Genomic DNA, 16,858 nt, shown 5'->3' on the forward strand with positions numbered 1-16,858 from the left:
TACTGTTCTAGCCACGTACAGCAAAGAAGAATCTTTTTAGTGTTCCAAAGCATTTGGGATCGCCAACATAGCATGTCCATCAGGGTCTTTAACCAAGCAACCTTGGCGATAAGGACATGAATTATCTGTAAACTCCACAACCCGCGACGACACAAACTCCACCCCATTCTCCCGCAGCTTATCTACTGCCTGCTCAATGTCATTGACGACTAGCTCGACTTGCATGTGGGCAATATCGCAACTTTTCCAATCACTCGGTATGGGACGACCCTTGGGAGGCACAAGGTAGTCTAGCAGTTCAATCCCTAGACCGCCCGATCGCGGTCGCAGTGCTGTAATTCGGACTTCGGCTCCTGGTAAATCATCCAAACGAGCTTGTGTTTCACGCCAATTGAGACTGCCTCCCTCAATCTGCATTCCTAGGAGGTCACAGTAAAATTTTAAGCTTTGCTCGGTGTTGCTAATGGCGATCGCACTATGGTCAATTCCGAGAAATAAGCGATCGCTCTTCTGATGCCACTTGTCCTGTCCTTTATCGGGAGGAAACCATATTAGCTCTAAATCGTGGCGATCGGGGTCTTTGAACTTGAAGGCTCGGACACCAGCAGATGCTTTATTACCCGGTGGTATCGTCTGCGGTTCAACCGAAATGGGTTCAATGGGAAACGCTTGCAGGTGAGCATAGGCGCGATCCATGTCACTCACTGCGATCGCCAGATGTTGAAACCACAAGTCATTACTTTGCGAATCTTTTGGGATAGGTTTTCCCTCAACATTAAGATACTCCATCAGCTCGATCAGTTCATCTCCGAGCTGTAAAGTAACAATGCGAATTTTTGCTCCAGGGACGCCTTCAAGGTCGCTGTAATCCCGTCCTTCAACAGTGATGTCTGAAACGGGTTCAAACTCCAGTGCTTGGGTGTAGAAATCCTTGGAGCGATCGGCATCTGTTACCGTCAATCCAATGGCTCGAATCCTTTGCACTTGTAAATCGGTCCGAACACTCATATTCATCAATGAGTCCATAAAACCTTCCTTGCTCTAATACTTAATAATTCATTTTCTGTTTATTTAATACTGATATATTTCATTTTTTTGAAGCTCTTTTGAAAAAATTGTTAACATGCCAGAAAGCTTTCTTTAAGACTTTTCTCGTTCTAGATTCTGACGGGATAACGCCTGAATATCAGCACGTAAGGCTTTGATTTCCTCCTGGAGCGCTTCAAGGGATTTAGCACCTGCTAAGTCTGCCTCATCATCTTCTGCATCACGACCAACGAAGAACGTTGCCAGGGTTGCCGTAACGTAGCCAAACACGGCGAAAGCATACAGCGCCAGGATAAAGCAGAGAATACGACCCTCTGGAGTCTTCGGCCAGTATTCTGAACCCATCGTTGTCATAATCATCGCTGTCCACCATAAGGCGGTGCCGTAGTCCTTCAAGCCACGCCCATCGGGAGTTTCGCTTTCAAATGCATACATCCCTGCTGCTCCCACCAATGTGATGATCGCAGACAAAGCAATGACATAGCCGAAGCCGCGACGACTCATACTAGCTCTAAGTGATCGCATCCCGCGATTGAGCGAACCGAGAATACTGACAACACGCAATCCACGGGTAGTCTGTAGGAGACGCACCACCCGCACGATTCGGAAGACGCGCAATGCTGGCAGCGCCAAGGAAATAACGGTCAGCCAGTTGTGCTTGAGATAGGTGAGTTTGTGTGGAGCTAAGGTGAATTTAACAGCGAAGTCCACAATAAAGAGAATCCAGATGACATTGCTGGTAACTTGAAGTAGGGGAGTTAATCCCCAAATCAGATCGACGACCAACAGCGCCAGCCACGCAAACCCCAGCACCAACATGGGTGCTTCCAGCCAGTCTTCAACCTGTTGCAGCAACTCGTTTCGTTCTTTCTTAAGTTCCCCTTTCTCGGATGTACTTAAGGTGTTCATGTGATTATTATCTTTAGAAAAGCATTGTGATAATTTCTAGCGCTTATCTCCTTCGTGAACTGGAAGCTTAGCCTATCTCCTAGCTTGGAGCGCTTTATCTAGGTTCCAGGCTGCACTAATCAACGCCAAATGCGTAAAAGCTTGAGGAAAATTCCCTAACGCCTCGCCACTCGAACCCGTTTGCTCAGCATAAAGCCCCAGATGATTGGCATAGCCTAGTATCTCTTCAAATACGAGTCGGGCTTCATCAAGTCGGGCGCTATCCCTATTAGCGACTCCGGCACGGGTTAATGCCTCAACTAGCCAAAATGTGCAAAGATTGAAAGTCCCCTCACTGCCTGTGAGACCATCGGGCGTTTCTTCCACGTTGTATCGATACACTAGGCTATCCGACACTAACCCTCCTGACTTGGGAGATTGATTGATGGCATCCAACGTAGCCAACATTCGGGGATCGGCTGGAGAGAGGAAGAAGACTAGGGGCATCATCAGGCTGCCAGCATCCAGGGAATCGCTGCCATAATATTGCACGAAAGACTGACGAGAGGCATTCCATCCTTTTTCCATGAGTTGCTCATAAATTTGGTCTCGAACCAAAAGCCACCGCTCTCGATCGGCTGGAAGCGATCGCTTATCTGCTAGACGTAAGCCCCGATCTAGTGCCACCCAACACATCAGCTTTGAATACACAAACTGTTGCTGTCCGCTACGCACTTCCCAGATGCCAGAGTCCGATCGCTGCCAGTTGTCACAAACCCAGTTGAGCAGATCGCGTAGAGCAGTCCACAAGGCATAGGAGATTGGTGTTCCATACTTGTTGTAGAGATACACCGAATCCATCAACTCCCCATAGATGTCTATCTGTAACTGTTGGTAAGCACCATTGCCCACTCGCACCGGACTCGAACCTTTGTAACCCTCCAAATGCTCTAAGATTTCTTCGCTTAGATCGTGCCGTCCGTCAATCCCGTACATAGTTTGTAACGACCCATCCGGGTTGCGCTCGTGGCAACGGTTTTCTATCCAATTCATAAATTCCGAAGCCTCGTTGGTGAATCCGATACGCATCAGAGCATAAAGCGTGAACGCAGCATCCCGAATCCAGGTATAGCGGTAATCCCAATTGCGTTCGCCACCGATACTCTCTGGCAGGCTGCAAGTGGATGCTGCCACAATTGCCCCCGTTGGCTGGTAGGTGAGCAGCTTCAATACCAGTGCCGAACGATGAACCATCTCGCGCCATCGCCCCGTATACGTGCATTGCTCCAGCCAGTGACTCCAGTAATCAACGGTTTGCTTGAACAGTTCATCCGCTTGTGATGGGTTAAGGGGAAGTCCGCAATCAACATCGGGTTTGGTTTTTCGCAGCACAAAAACGGCTGTCTCTGTTGCCTGAAGGGTGAACTTGGCTTCAACTCCACTACCCTCTTGCCGGAGCGGGATATTTGTTGAGAGTTCAAGGTTGAGCTTCGGTGAGTGAAACTCCGCACCCGCACAAGTGAGTGTTGTTTGATGTTCATCACGGGCATAGTTGAAAGCAGGACGGCATTCCATGTGGAAATCCATCGAACCGCGAACCACCTTGACTCGCCGGACTAACCAGTGATGTCCGGGTTCTTGTGCCGTCATCCCAACAGGCATAAAATCTGCGATTTCTCCAACGCCGTCTGGCGTGAGGAAGCGGGTAATCAGAACGTTGGTTTCAGGCCAGTAGAACTGCTTGTGAGTTACCTCGTCAGTGAGGGGAGAAATCTGGAAATGTCCGCCTTTTTGATGGTTGAGCAGTGCTGCAAAGACACTGGGGGAGTCGTGATTTGGAAAACAAAACCAGTCGATCGACCCGTTCAGCCCGACTAAGGCTGTGGTGTACATATTCCCGATAATCCCGTAGTTTTCGATCGGCTGATATGCCATGATGTTACGTCTTAACTTATACTGCCCTATTTTGTTGGGTGAGCAGTAACCTCCTACTCAACCGCTACTTGATAATTGCGTTCCAATCACTGCTTGCTGTCCAGAAAAATGTAAAGTGAATGGATATTTGTTGGGTTTACTTTAAACCGTTGTAAGTAATATTACTTCTTTCTAATGAAGGAATTACAATTTAAAACTTAGGTCATAGGTGAATTTCATCTTAATTTCATTTTTTTAAATAACTTTAGAAAGAAGACCTAAATTTGTAGTTCTGATAATATTTTTATAAAAAAACAGCATTGAACAATAAATCTATTTCTCGAAGCCAATTAGTGAAGACTGAATCCTAAGAAAGAGCTGGGGCGAGATAGTCTAAAAGTTCTAGTCTTCTCTTGATTCTCGGTTTAGCTGAAAAATATAAGCAGATTGCTAAGCGATTTAGTTGCTAATTATCTTCTAAGAATTTGATTCTTTATCTCACTACAGCACAAACAAACAGAGGTATCCATTCTCATGCACGAGAATTCATCAGATAAAAATACGGCATCTCAATCGATCGCTCCTGATGACAATTCCACACCACCAACCATTGATTACTGGCATGTCTGGACTGACTCCGACGGCGTAAGCCACCAGTCCCGTTGCCAAATTCAGGACTTCGTTCTGAAAAGCATATCACCGCCTGCCTCTCCCCAGTGGCTGGATCAGTTGCAGCAGGTTGGTGCCAAAGTTGTTTTTACGGTGCAACCCGTTGGATGGGTTGGAAGTTGGCATGAGAACCCGAAGCCCCAGTGGATCATCCCACTGTCGGGACGCTGGTTTGTGGAGACTATGGATGGGCAGCGAGTAGAGATGGGGCCTAGTGAGATCTCATTTGGAGAAGACCAGAACACGAAAGAGGACGCGCAAGGTCGTAAGGGTCACCTCTCCGGAACAGTAGGTGATGCGCCAGCAGTCCTGATGATAGTGCAATTTGAAGAGAACCCGACCGTGGGGCAACCCTGTCGCTTTAGGTAATCTGAGTTCGGGTCAAACCTATTGGTGGTTACTACCTTACGTCAACATCCGATTATTTAACAAAGTACTTGCAGATTTTGCTCAACACTTCGGCATCAGCACAAAAAAACAGGTGGTCTTAGTTGTGGATCAAACTGGCTGGCCTACCAGTGAACCAGTAGTAATTCCCGAGGGTATATATTTAGAGTTTTTGCCACCTCACTCTCCAGAATTACAGCCTGCGGAGCGTTTGTGGACACTTACCAATGAGCCGATTGCTAATCGGAGTTTTGAAACTTTGGATGAGGTAGAGGAGGTACTAATTCAACGTTGTCGCCAAATCATTGACCAGCCTGATTTTGTACATGGTTTAACCAATTTTTCCTGGTGGTCTGAACTAGCCGCTTAATTATGGGTGATTTGCCGGACATCATATGATTACCGTTTTCGGATTCCTCGCGGCCTTTGTCCTCAGTAAGCTAGGTGGATAAGAACACGCTCCTCTCAACTGATGTGTTGTTTAAAAAGATTTATTCTCCTGTTTCAGGATAGGAATCGAGCAAACTTTTGCTTCTATAAGGAATAGGCAAATTTCACTTTGATTTCACAGTTCCCAGAAAATCTATTGATAGGAGGTTTATGGCGTTGAAGGGCTGAGTAGCCGGAAATTAAATAGGAAAAGGATAGGAAATGAAACAGACGCGGGACAGCATCGCCGACATTTGGGGTGAGCGAACACCCTACGTTGGTGATTGGCCAGTACGAGTAGACGAGCGGATAATTGAGGAGCCTGACCATTGGGTTCAGTCTGCCTGTGTCCTCTGCTCCAATGGCTGTGGCATGGATATTGGTGTCAAAGATGGACGAATTGTTGGAGTTCGCGGTCGTGCCGTAGATGCTGTTAGCCACGGGCGACTTGGCCCCAAAGGGTTGCACGGATGGGTCGCCAATAATAGTGAAGACCGCCTAACCCATCCCTTAATTCGTCGCAACGGTCAACTTGAACGCGCCAGTTGGGATGAGGCGATGAACCTAATTGTCCGACGTTCCAAAGAAATTTGCGATAAGTACACCAGCGGTGCCATTGGCTTCTACACTACCGGGCAACTGTTCATAGAGGAATACTACACGCTGGGTGTACTCGGTAAGGCAGGGCTAGGAACGCCCCATATGGACGGGAACACGCGGCTGTGTACGGCTACATCCGCCGCCGCCTTGCAGATGTCCTTCGGCACAGACGGACAACCTGGTTCTTATACCGACCTCGACACCACCGAGGCTATTCTGCACGTCGGACACAACATTGCTTCACAGCAGACTGTACTGTGGATGAGAATCCTTGATCGCAGACGTGGCCCCAATCCCCCAAAGCTTATTGTGATCGACCCCCGCGAAACAGCTACAGCCAAGGAAGCTGATGTCCATTTAGCGCTCAAGGTTGGCACCAACGTTCCAGTGCTCAACGGTCTGCTGAATTTGATGATTGAAGCAGGTCATATTAATAAACACTATATTGAAGCCCATACAGCTGGATTTGAGAAGCTTAAAGAAACCGTCAGCAAGTGGACGCTAGAACGTGTCGAGCAGGTGTCAGGAGTCCCTGCCGATAAGTTACGCGCTGCCGCTGAAATTCTCGGCACCACTTCAACATTAGTATCGACAGTTCTTCAAGGTGTCTATCAATCCATGCAGGCAACCGCCGCCGCCTGTCAGGTTAATAATATCCATTTAATTCGCGGTCTAATAGGTCGCCCTGGCTGTGGTATCTACCAAATGAACGGTCAACCAACGGCGCAAAATACCCGTGAATGCGGCGCTGACGGTGCCCTTCCCGCCTTTCGCAATTGGGACAACCCGGAACACGTTGCTGAACTAGCGCGGCTCTGGAATGTCGATGTTAACATCATCCCCCACTGGGCACCACCGACGCACGCGATGCAGATTTGGCGTTATGCAGAGCAAGGCTCTATCAAAATGCTGTGGATTAGTGCCACCAATCCAGCCGTCTCAATGCCAGATTTACCGCGTATCCGTCGCATCCTGGAAAAAGACGACTTGTTTGTCATCGTCCAAGATGCATTTCATACCGAAACTACCCAATTTGCTGATGTTGTCTTACCTGCTGCCATCTGGGGCGAAAAGACGGGCTGCTACACCAACGTTGACCGGACGGTACACATCTCCCACAAAGCAATTGAGCCACCGGGCGAAGCCCGTTCAGACTTGGATATCTTCCTCGACTACGCCCGACGCATGGATTTCCAAGACAAAGATGGCGCACCACTGATTAAGTGGAGTACTCCCGAAGAAGCATTTGAAGCCTGGAAAGAATGCACACGCGGTCGCCCCTGTGACTATACTGGCTTGAGCTATGCCAAGTTGACTGGAGGGTCAGGGATTCAATGGCCCTGCAATGAACAATTTCCCAATGGAAAGCCGCACCTTTATGAGGATGGCGTATTTAACACTAGCGCGGACTACTGCGAAATCTACGGTCATGACATTGTCACGGGGGCTGCAACACCACCCCAGGAATACCGCGCCAATGACCCCAAGGGGAAAGCCTTCTTGAGAGCTGCTGACTACCAGCCACCGCATGAACAGCCTGATGAGGAATACCCGCTATGGCTCACAACAGGTCGGGTAGTTTATCACTTCCATACCCGCACAAAAACCGGACGCTCTAAAGAACTCCATCAGGCAGATCCTGATGCTTTTGTGCAAATTTCCACGGAGGACGCCACCAAGTACGGTATTGAGGATGGCGATTTTATTGAAGTTGAGTCGCGTCGGGGTCGGGTCATAGTGCCCGCTCGCATTGGGGATATCGAGCCTGGGCTTGTGTTTATTCCCTTCCATTACGGCTATTGGGATGAGACAGGCCGTCCTCGTGCCGCCAACGAGCTAACGATTATGGAATGGGACCCTGTGAGTAAGCAGCCGCATTTCAAATATGCGGCTGTGCGTATCCGCAAAACAGCGTCAGCTCTCTTCGAGAAGATGATGGAAGGTGCTAGCGAGGATGTAGTCAATACGGTTAAAGAGATACTTAATCTTCAGGAGGCATGAGTGATGCATATAGGCAACTATCTGGGAATACTCCACCGCAGCGAACAGGATTTGGCTGATGCGTTTAAAACGATTGCCGACCACCACGGCGATGAACCGGATGTTTACAACATGTGTAAGTTCCTGGCATCTTGGTCTGAGGAACATGTCGGGGACATCAAACCCTTAGTCGATCGCTATTCTGAAGAGAAAAGCGATGAACCCGATCGCCTCAAACAATCTTTGTTTGAACAGCCGCGATCGGGCAGTCTTGCTTTGGTGCGCGACCTGCACGATCTTTGGCTGTTAGCCAATGAAATTCATCTGTGCTACATCATTCTCTTACAAGCCGCTAGAGCGTTACGCGATCTGGAGATGGAAAAAATCTGTCAGCAGTTCGATGAACAGACCGAACGACAGATACTCTGGTTACTGACTCGAATCAAGCAGGCGGCACCACAAGCGCTTGTTGTTGCAGCGTAGTGCTGAAGCTCTCCGCCCACAAGGGGACGGGGATTCTTGGCTCAACGAATCACCTTGCCCAGAGCTGTTTCCAGGTCTAGGTAGAGGGTATTCTCTCCCCAAAGGGAATAGCCAAATTTCATTTAGATTTCACAATTTTTAGAAAAGCTATTAATAGAACATTACAAGCGCTTTGTGTTTGCGCTGAGTTAGTTTTTATGCTAACAAAACAAGTTTAATAATGTGGCATAATTTTTTTCTTAAGTTTTTCCGCAAACTTTCACAACCCAAGCGGTTCGCGATTTTTGAAGCTTGTTTAATCGGTTTAGTGGCAGCCTTGGCTGCGGTATGTTTGAAGCAAGGGGTGGGTGTTGTGGGGGGATGGCGAGTCCATGCCACTCATCTCCTCCCAGCTCTATTTGTGCTACCAGGAATTGGATTAGGTGGTGGCTTCCTTGCTGGCTGGTTAGTAGAACAAGTCGCTCCTGAAGCATCCGGCAGCGGAATTCCTCAAGTCAAAGCCGTACTTGCCAGGGAGCCAATAGCCTTAAATCTTCGGGTAGCTTTAATCAAGCTAGTCAGCGGTATTTTAGCATTAGGTTCCGGTTTACCCTTAGGTCGGGAAGGCCCTACTGTACAGGTGGGAGCGGCTCTAGCTAATCAACTCAGTCGTTGGGTACCCACTTCACCCGATTACCGCCGCCAGTTGATTGCTGCTGGGGCTGGGGCTGGATTAGCTGCGGCTTTCAATACCCCGATCGCAGGTGTCCTATTCGTTGTTGAAGAACTACTCCAAGATGTCTCTGGCTTTACTTTAGGCACTGCTATCCTCGCTTCTTTCATCGGTGCTGTTGTTTCTCGATGGCTCGGAGGTCATAGCTTAAACTTAGATTTGACTACCTTGCAAACTAATTTCTCGCCTATTGAAATTCCCTTCTACTTGGTGATGGGAGTATTGGCTGGTTTGCTGGGCGCACTTTTTAATCAAGGTGTTCTTGCGAGCCTAACCTTTAACCGCCGTTTATTACGCTTTGGCTTACCTATTCGTGTCGGTTTAGCTGGGTTAGTCTGCGGAGGAGCGATCGCACTGCTGCCCGATCATTTCCGTGATAGTGCTGGGCTAAAGGAATTATTGACTACGGGTCAAACCGGTGTTTCGTTTACCATCATTGCCTTTATCGCTCAGTTTATCCTAACGTTACTAGCTTATGGCTCTGGAGCGCCTGGAGGATTATTCGCTCCTGTCTTAATCTTAGGAGCCGCTCTTGGCTCCTTAGTCGGGCTTTGCCAACAGAGTATTTTGGGAGTTAGCGCTCCTGTCACCTATGCACTAGCAGGCATGGGTGCATTTTTTGGTGCTGTCGTCAGGGTACCAATTACAGGGATTGTCATTGTATTTGAGATGACAACTGACTTCAATCTAGTCCTACCGCTAATGATTAGTTCGGTTGTGGCTTACTTGGTGGCAGAAAAGGTGGTTCCTGGCTCGCTGTACGATCGCCTCTTGGAATGGAGTGGCATTCACTTGAAAAAAGAGCCTACCACAGGTGGGCTTTTGGCGCAACTGAGGGCAGCCGATGTCATGCAGCGGCGTGTCGAAACTCTATCGGCGCAGATGAATCTGGAGGAAGCCGTGCAAGCCTTTTCCCACTCCCAGCATCGCAACTTCCCAGTGGTAGAGAAGGGCAAACTAGTTGGCATCATCACCCAGAAAGATTTAGCGGACATTGCTAAGGAGCGTTTAGGTGGTAAGAAAACAGTCCGTGAACTCATGACACCAGAACCCGTGACGGTGCATCCTACTGATACACTGGCTCACGTTCTTCATCTGCTCAATCGTTATAACCTTAGCTGTTTGCCTGTTACCGAAGGTCGAAAGCTGGTTGGGATTATTACGCGCAGTGATATTATCCGAGCAGAAGCCGACCATTTCAATGGTGAGATGGAAGCGGTGGGACCCAAGCCTGCTCCCAGCTATGTCGTTTACCAAACTCGCGCTCCAGCCACAGGAAAAGGACGGTTACTGGTACCGCTGTCGCACCCGGACACGGCTGCAACATTAGTGCAAATGGCGGCTGCGATCGCCAAAGAGCGCGATTACGAACTAGAATTACTCCACGTCATGGTAGTGCCGCGCAACCAACCTCCAGCCGAGACAGCCGTGCGAACCCCTACAGCGCGTCGCTTGCTACGTCAGGCTCAAAGGCTTGCCCAAGCATGGCATCTTCCCATCCACACCCAGATCCGAGTGGCACATGAAGTCTCCGGTGCAATTCTAGAAACTGTAAAAGAGCGGCATATTGACTTAGTCCTCATGGGTTGGAAAGGTAGTACTTCTACTCCAGGGCGGGTGTTCAGCCGAGTTGTGGACACGGTAATTCGGCAAGCCGCTTGTGAGGTTGTCTTGGCTAAATTGAATGAGAAAAGAACCTTCAACCGTTGGTTGGTGCCAATGGCAGGCGGTCCCAATGCCAGTGAAGCGGTTCGGCTCTTGCCTGCTCTTGTATTGCTTAGTCAAAAACCTGAAATCAAACTCTGTCAAGTTTTCCAGCCTAGTGAACCTGCACCTGACACAGCCGTACTGGAACAATCTGTCCGCTTTCTCAAGCCGAGAGTCAGCGCCAGGGTAAGTGCTACACCAGTCCGCGCCCATTCTGTTCCTGAAGCTGTCATCTCGCTGGCTCAACACAATCGTAGTGATGCGATTATCCTGGGAGCTAGCCGCGATCGGCTACTTCAACAAGCTATAAAAGGGAACATTCCAGAAACTATTTCTCGCAACAGTGATTGTACAGTCATTTTAGTACGAAGTGCATAAAAAGCTGTCAGCTGTTAGCCGTCAGCTGTCAGCCAACAGCCAAGAAATTAACCCTTCCGCTGATAGCTGATAACTGATAGCTGATAGCTGATAGCTGATAGTTAGATAAAAGGGATATTCTATGCGACTTCTATTAGTTGAAGATGAGCCAGATTTAGGTGCAGCAATTAAACAAGTTCTGCACCATGAAGCTTATGTAGTGGACTGGTTCCTCGATGGAACTCAGGCATGGAACTATCTGGAGAGCGCGTGGACTGAGTACTCTATGGCAATTATCGATTGGATGCTGCCTGGATTATCGGGATTAGAGTTATGCAAACGGCTGCGACGTGAGGGTAGTCCTCTACCCGTATTAATGCTAACGGCTAAAGACCGACTGGAAGAAAAGATTATTGGACTCGATGGCGGGGCAGATGATTATCTGGTCAAACCGTTTAAAATGCTGGAACTACTAGCCCGGTTACGGGCATTGCGGCGACGAGCGCCCCAATACCAACTCAGACAGCTTCAAGTCGGCAACCTAACTCTAGATTATGGCACTCATGCGGTTTCTCGCAAGCATCTTAATGGAGAGCAAGAGGTCATTTCTCTGACCGCCAAGGAATTTCAACTGCTGGAATACTTGATGAAACATCCTGATCAGGTTGTCACTCGCGACCAGCTCATAAATCAGCTTTGGGAAATTGGTGCAGAACCCGTTAGCAATGTCGTAGCTGCACAGATTCGTTTACTCAGGCGCAAGCTAGGAGAAGACAATAATAATTCTGCGATCGAAACGATTTATGGTATGGGCTATCGCCTTAATGCTAATCGTTTATAGAGGCAGAAGACTCTTATGAAGGAGAAGTAAATGGAACAAAATCCACTTTTCTCCCGAAGTCGATGGCGGTTGGCTGGTTGGTATGCCGGAGTAATGGGTTGCATTCTAGGTCTATGTGGTTTGGGGGTTTATCATGTGGTTGCTCTTGCTAACCGCGAAACGATAGATCGCGGGCTGGAATCAGTAGCTAACGCACTCCACGACAGCATTGAACCTGTCTTGCAGCAACCCGGACACTTACAGCGGATTGCCCGAGAACTATCCTTTGAACTGTGTTTAACCCACACCGACTGCTTGCCCAGAACAGCACGTACTTTACCGCCCATTCCCAAAGTGAGCGAATCAGTCAGTTATTACATGCGCTTGGTGGATAACGCTGGAAGACCAATCGCCTTCGCAGGTAAGCAGCCTGAACGATTAGCAATTACCTCAGTATCTCAGCATTGGCAAACGCTTGCAGACCGCCAAGGTATGCAGTATCGTCAAATTTCCTTACCATTGCACAGTCAGAATCATCTGTGGGGCTATCTGCAAATGGGGCGAAGTCTCAGTGACTTAGACGAGCACCTAGCGGCTTTGAGGATAACATTGTTGCTGGGATGGCCCGTTGCCATGCTCTTAATTGCCACTTCGAGTTGGTGGTTGGCTGGAAAAGCAATGCAGCCTGTTTATCAGTCTTATCAACAGATGCAACAGTTCACTGCCGATGCTGCCCATGAGTTTCGCACGCCTTTAGCTGCGATGGAGTCTACGATTGAAGCTGCCATCAGGCTGTACGGACAGTCTCAGGAGTTGCCCCAATCTGCGTTTGAAAGTCAGGGATTTTTAGGAGTGCTTCAGCGCCAGATTGCTAGACTTTCTCAATTAGTAGGGGATTTGCTCCTGTTGACCCGAATCGATCGGCAAGAATTGACGGGAGAACCAGTAACTTGCTGCCTGAACGATTTAGTTAGCGATTTAGTTGAGGAACTGGCATTTCTGGCGATTGAGGCTGGGGTGACGCTCTCAATGCAGATGCTCTCACAAGAACCTTTGTACGTTCGGGGAAATGAAGAACAGCTTTATCGACTCATTTCTAATTTAATGGTTAATGCTATCCAATCAACCCCACCTGAAGGAAAAGTTACAGTTGTTCTAGATCAAAGTGAGGAGTATGCCTTAATTCAAGTCCAAGATACAGGGATTGGCATTGCCCCAGAAGACCTGTCTCAGATTTTTGACCGCTTCTATCGAGTCCATAAAGACCGTTCTCGCCAGACTGGGGGGTCGGGATTGGGTTTGGCGATCGCACAGGCAATTGCTAGAACCCATCATGGCAGTATTCAAGTTCAAAGTCAGCTAAATAATGGTAGTACTTTTACTGTGCGACTGCCCATCTCATCAGAAACTAAAGAGTGCGGGTAAACTTTCGGCGCATGTGCCTCAAAAACAAATCAAGTGATTAGCTGTCAGTAATCAGCTCGGGACTTAGACAGATTTCAAGCCCAAACAAAGCCCAAAGCCGCTTTGTAAGCTAAGAATACGTTTCTATTGCAGTTCAACCACTCCACAAAACGGAAAGACATACAGTTATACCAAATCCGGGTTGACTACCCCCTTTATCAGGAAGGATAATTTCCCTCAATGCGATCTGCGCTTCTCCCAAGGGGAGACGCCAAGGGCGAACGCAGCAGCGCTAGGCTAACGCCTCGCTTCGCTAACGCTATCGCTAACTGGAGACATGGTCAAAAAAGCACATCTCCAACCTTACCTGACAAGCAGCGAACTGTAGTCCCGCTACTTCGGTTGCTCAGATCGAGTGGAATCACGTCGTTGGCATCTACTGTGGTTAGTGTCTCAACAATGGACAATCCAGCAAGCATCTCTTGCCGTGGGATTGAACTATGATTACGCCAAGGACATAGTCAAGGCATTGATTGGTTCAACTTAGTTTTAGAGTCTTTTGCCAATTGGATTACCGAAGATAGTGAAAGTATAAAGTATCTTGTTCGGGGCCGCGGAGTGGGGATTATTCTGCTCAACTCGCTACTCAGAAAATCACCGTTGAGTAACTCTCTACTGTCAATACTAATCCTTGGGTGAAACGAGAATGAAACTAGAAAATTTATCAACAGAAACTCTAGATAAAATTAAATCAGTGAGGTGGGACAGGATTATTGAAAAGCACGAAGGTTCAGAGGATTGGAAGTCGGTTCTGAGCTACTACGAACCAGAGTTCCTAACAGATTTCGGCAAAACTCAGGTTAATCGAAGCACTGTTGCGAAAGGACTTATGAACAACACCAGTGAAATTGCGAAAACCGATTCCTTGCAAAGCGCATGATTGCGCTGCCTCAGTTTTGGGAGAGTACTTCGGGAAGGACTGAGCGCTCTTCGTAGCCTGCCGTAGGCAATCAGTCCAACCAAATGGCTATAGAATTGAGTCAAGTAAGCAAACTCATGTCTTAAGCTTTTATGGTGAAAGTCTTGCGGTGTAAGGCTTTCAAATTTTGCTCTGGCGAGAGTGACAGAAGAGCGATATCTCGTGTCTACCGCGTTTGGACAGTTCTCTTCCTCGCTAGCTTGACCCTGTGCTTGTGGTTGGGGCATCCTCTCCTGAGAATTGGGCAGGTGAGCGTCGTGGAGGTAGCAACAGCTCAATCTCCTGCTCCAGCGCAGCTAGTACAGCAAGGTCTGGAATTTTACCAAGCTGGCGACGTTCAAGGTGCAATTAAGTCCTGGCAAACCGCTCTAAGTGCTTATCAAGAGCGTAACAGTCATTCTCTTGAGGAAGTGAATGTCCGCAAGTATCTGGCAAGAGCGTACCAACAAGTCAGCCAGTTGACTCAAGCGATCGCACAACTGGAGCAAGTCATCGCCTACTATCGTAAGATTAACGAGCCTGTAACGGTAGGACGAATGCTTACAGAACAGGCTCAGCTCTACAGTAGCTTGGGACAGCACAGACGGGCGATCGCTATTTTGTGCGGTAAAAATCACTCCCATGTAGCCTGTAGTCCGGATAGTGCCCTGGAAATTGCCCGCCACCACTCAGATAGCTTAGGAGAAGTAGTCGCTTGGGGCAGTCTGGGTAATGCTCATCGTCTTCAAGGTGAGTACGACCAAGCGATTCAAGATTTTGAACGCAGCTTAGAAATTGGTAAGCGCATTGGTGATCGAACTTACTTGGTATCTACCCTGAATGGTTTAGCCAATACCTACGCGAGTTTCGCTAAGCGCAACGAGCGTCGTACCCAATTTGCCAGATCCTCAGGCGATAAGAAAGCTGCCCAAAAATTCCAGCAGGATGCACTTAGTAATGATAAGCAGGCCGTGCAGTATTTTGAGAGTAGCCTAGAGCTGGCTCGTACCCAGAATGATCGATCAAGTGAACTGCGATCGCTACTGGGTCTGCTTAAGCTTTATCATCGCCAAGGTCGCGACGAGCGAACGGTTGTCAACACTACACTACAACAAGCGGTGGTCGTCTTAGAACAGTTGCCCGATTCTCGCGATAAAGCTTACGGGGCAATCCAACTCGCTAATCTTCTACAACTCGTCACCCAAAAGAGTGAGTTGGTGAACATAAATCCAGCAACTCAATGTCTAGACTCAGAGGTATTACCCAAGTCTATTGAACTACTGAATCAAGCAATTGCGATCGCTCAACGCCTACGAGCTCGAGAAGCTGAATCGTTTGCCAAAGGTAGGTTGGGACACGTTTATGAATGTCGCAAGGACTATCAACAGGCAATGAATCTCACCCAACAGGCGCTCATTGCTGCTGTGGCTGACGAGAGCCTTTACTTGTGGGCGTGGCAGGCGGGACGCTTATTTAAAGCGCAAGGTCGGGTGAATGAGGCAATTGATTTCTATGAAAAATCTGTCCTCAGCCTTCAAAGTATCCGCAGTGACCTCGCCTTGCAGCAGCGAGATTTTCAGTTTGACTTTCGGGACAATGTTGAACCCGTCTATCGAGAGGCGATCGAGTTACGCTTGGAGCAAAACTCGCAGTTGGCAGGGGAATCAGATATTCAACAAAACCTGAAGTCTGTACTAACAACTGTGGATGAATTGCGCTTAGCAGAACTGCAAAATTATTTAGGGGATGATTGTGCCTTAGCACCCGTTGATAAATCGGTGGCACTGGTGGGTAAAAACACCGCTGTCTTTAGTTCGATTGTTTTGAAAGACCGCCTTGCTATCATTCTTTCTCTGCCTGACGGGGATAAGTCATTTAAGTCACGATTAGCTTGGATACCTGTCAAGAGTCAAGAACTCCGAGATATCATCAATGACCTGCGACTCAACCTGGAAAAACGCTCAGATCTTGTAAACAGGTTTAGCGCCAGAAGTCAACAGGTGTATGACTGGTTTATTCGTCCGTTTCTTTCTGATTTAGAACGAGAGAAAATTGAAACCTTAGTGTTTATCCACGATGGAATTTTACGAAGTGTTCCAATGGCAGCGCTGTTTGATGGCAAGCAATTCCTGGTTGAGAAGTATGCGATCGCCAACACTCCAGCACTAACTTTGACCAATCCCACGCCGTTAAATTCCCAAGGGATACGAGTGTTAGCTTTTGGTTTGACAGAGCCAGCTACTGTCGAGACTGCCGCAGGACCAGCATTTTTTGAGCCGCTATCTAGAGTCGAGTCAGAACTCAAGAGCGTCACCAGTATCATGTCTGGCAGTAAAGAGCTACTAGATAAAGAGTTTACGCCCGATCGCTTGCAACAAGAATTAGAAAAAAATGCTTACCCAGTGATTCACTTGGCAACTCACGGCAAGTTTGGAATTGATGCCAGGGAAACATTCTTAGTAACTGGAAATAAAGTTGGAGAAATTCACCAAAAATCTGCTAC

13 protein-coding genes are annotated in these 16,858 nt (G+C 48.2%); 10 read left to right on the forward strand and 3 right to left on the reverse strand.

Going from position 1 to position 16,858, the window contains the following annotated elements; translation table 11 throughout:
* Nucleotides 1-36 precede the first annotated feature (36 nt).
* The 3 genes from V6C93_RS19170 to V6C93_RS19180 all read right to left on the reverse strand — a co-directional run bounded on the left by V6C93_RS19170 (nucleotide 37) and on the right by V6C93_RS19180 (nucleotide 3,870).
* The gene (locus V6C93_RS19170; protein WP_333478266.1) at nucleotides 37-1,008 is read right to left on the reverse strand and encodes a VOC family protein; all 972 of its coding nucleotides are present in this window, start codon (nucleotides 1,006-1,008) and stop codon (nucleotides 37-39) included.
* Nucleotides 1,009-1,140: 132 nt separating this feature from the next.
* Nucleotides 1,141-1,956, reverse strand: coding sequence for a potassium channel family protein (locus V6C93_RS19175; RefSeq protein ID WP_333478267.1), 816 nt, complete (start codon nucleotides 1,954-1,956; stop codon nucleotides 1,141-1,143).
* A gap of 72 nt (nucleotides 1,957-2,028) precedes the next feature.
* Entirely contained in the window at nucleotides 2,029-3,870 is a 1,842-nt protein-coding gene (locus V6C93_RS19180; protein WP_333478268.1) for a glycoside hydrolase family 15 protein, read from the reverse strand.
* A 513-nt stretch (nucleotides 3,871-4,383) separates the two neighbouring features.
* Between V6C93_RS19180 and V6C93_RS19185 the strand changes: the two genes are divergently transcribed.
* The 10 genes from V6C93_RS19185 to V6C93_RS19230 all read left to right on the forward strand — a co-directional run.
* Entirely contained in the window at nucleotides 4,384-4,887 is a 504-nt protein-coding gene (locus tag V6C93_RS19185) for a hypothetical protein (RefSeq protein ID WP_333478269.1), read from the forward strand.
* Nucleotides 4,844-5,275 (forward strand): transposase, encoded by a 432-nt coding sequence (locus V6C93_RS19190; RefSeq protein WP_333478270.1) that lies wholly within the window; start codon nucleotides 4,844-4,846, stop codon nucleotides 5,273-5,275. The genes V6C93_RS19185 and V6C93_RS19190 overlap by 44 nt, the downstream gene beginning before the upstream one ends.
* A gap of 281 nt (nucleotides 5,276-5,556) precedes the next feature.
* Nucleotides 5,557-7,935 (forward strand): molybdopterin oxidoreductase family protein, encoded by a 2,379-nt coding sequence (locus V6C93_RS19195; RefSeq protein ID WP_333478271.1) that lies wholly within the window; start codon nucleotides 5,557-5,559, stop codon nucleotides 7,933-7,935.
* Nucleotides 7,936-7,938: 3 nt separating this feature from the next.
* Complete coding sequence (locus tag V6C93_RS19200) at nucleotides 7,939-8,397, forward strand: hypothetical protein (RefSeq protein ID WP_333478272.1); 459 nt, start codon at nucleotides 7,939-7,941, stop codon at nucleotides 8,395-8,397.
* A gap of 220 nt (nucleotides 8,398-8,617) precedes the next feature.
* Nucleotides 8,618-11,194: a chloride channel protein gene (locus V6C93_RS19205; protein WP_333478273.1), complete on the forward strand. Its 2,577-nt coding sequence runs from the start codon at nucleotides 8,618-8,620 to the stop codon at nucleotides 11,192-11,194.
* 121 nt (nucleotides 11,195-11,315) lie between these two features.
* Nucleotides 11,316-12,014, forward strand: coding sequence for a two-component system response regulator RppA (gene rppA, locus V6C93_RS19210; protein WP_333478274.1), 699 nt, complete (start codon nucleotides 11,316-11,318; stop codon nucleotides 12,012-12,014).
* 30 nt (nucleotides 12,015-12,044) lie between these two features.
* The gene (gene rppB / locus V6C93_RS19215) at nucleotides 12,045-13,418 is read left to right on the forward strand and encodes a two-component system sensor histidine kinase RppB (RefSeq protein WP_333478275.1); all 1,374 of its coding nucleotides are present in this window, start codon (nucleotides 12,045-12,047) and stop codon (nucleotides 13,416-13,418) included.
* A 394-nt stretch (nucleotides 13,419-13,812) separates the two neighbouring features.
* The gene (locus tag V6C93_RS19220; protein ID WP_333478276.1) at nucleotides 13,813-13,944 is read left to right on the forward strand and encodes a hypothetical protein; all 132 of its coding nucleotides are present in this window, start codon (nucleotides 13,813-13,815) and stop codon (nucleotides 13,942-13,944) included.
* Nucleotides 13,945-14,103: 159 nt separating this feature from the next.
* A complete protein-coding gene (locus V6C93_RS19225) occupies nucleotides 14,104-14,337 on the forward strand; it encodes a hypothetical protein (protein ID WP_333478277.1) in 234 nt (77 codons plus the stop codon).
* Between the two features lie 131 nt (nucleotides 14,338-14,468).
* Nucleotides 14,469-16,858 (forward strand): CHAT domain-containing protein (locus V6C93_RS19230; protein ID WP_333478278.1); only part of this gene is annotated, 2,390 nt, incomplete at its 3' end.

Origin of the sequence: Allocoleopsis sp. (genome assembly GCF_036703385.1) — a bacterium.
GTDB lineage: Bacteria > Cyanobacteriota > Cyanobacteriia > Cyanobacteriales > Coleofasciculaceae > Allocoleopsis.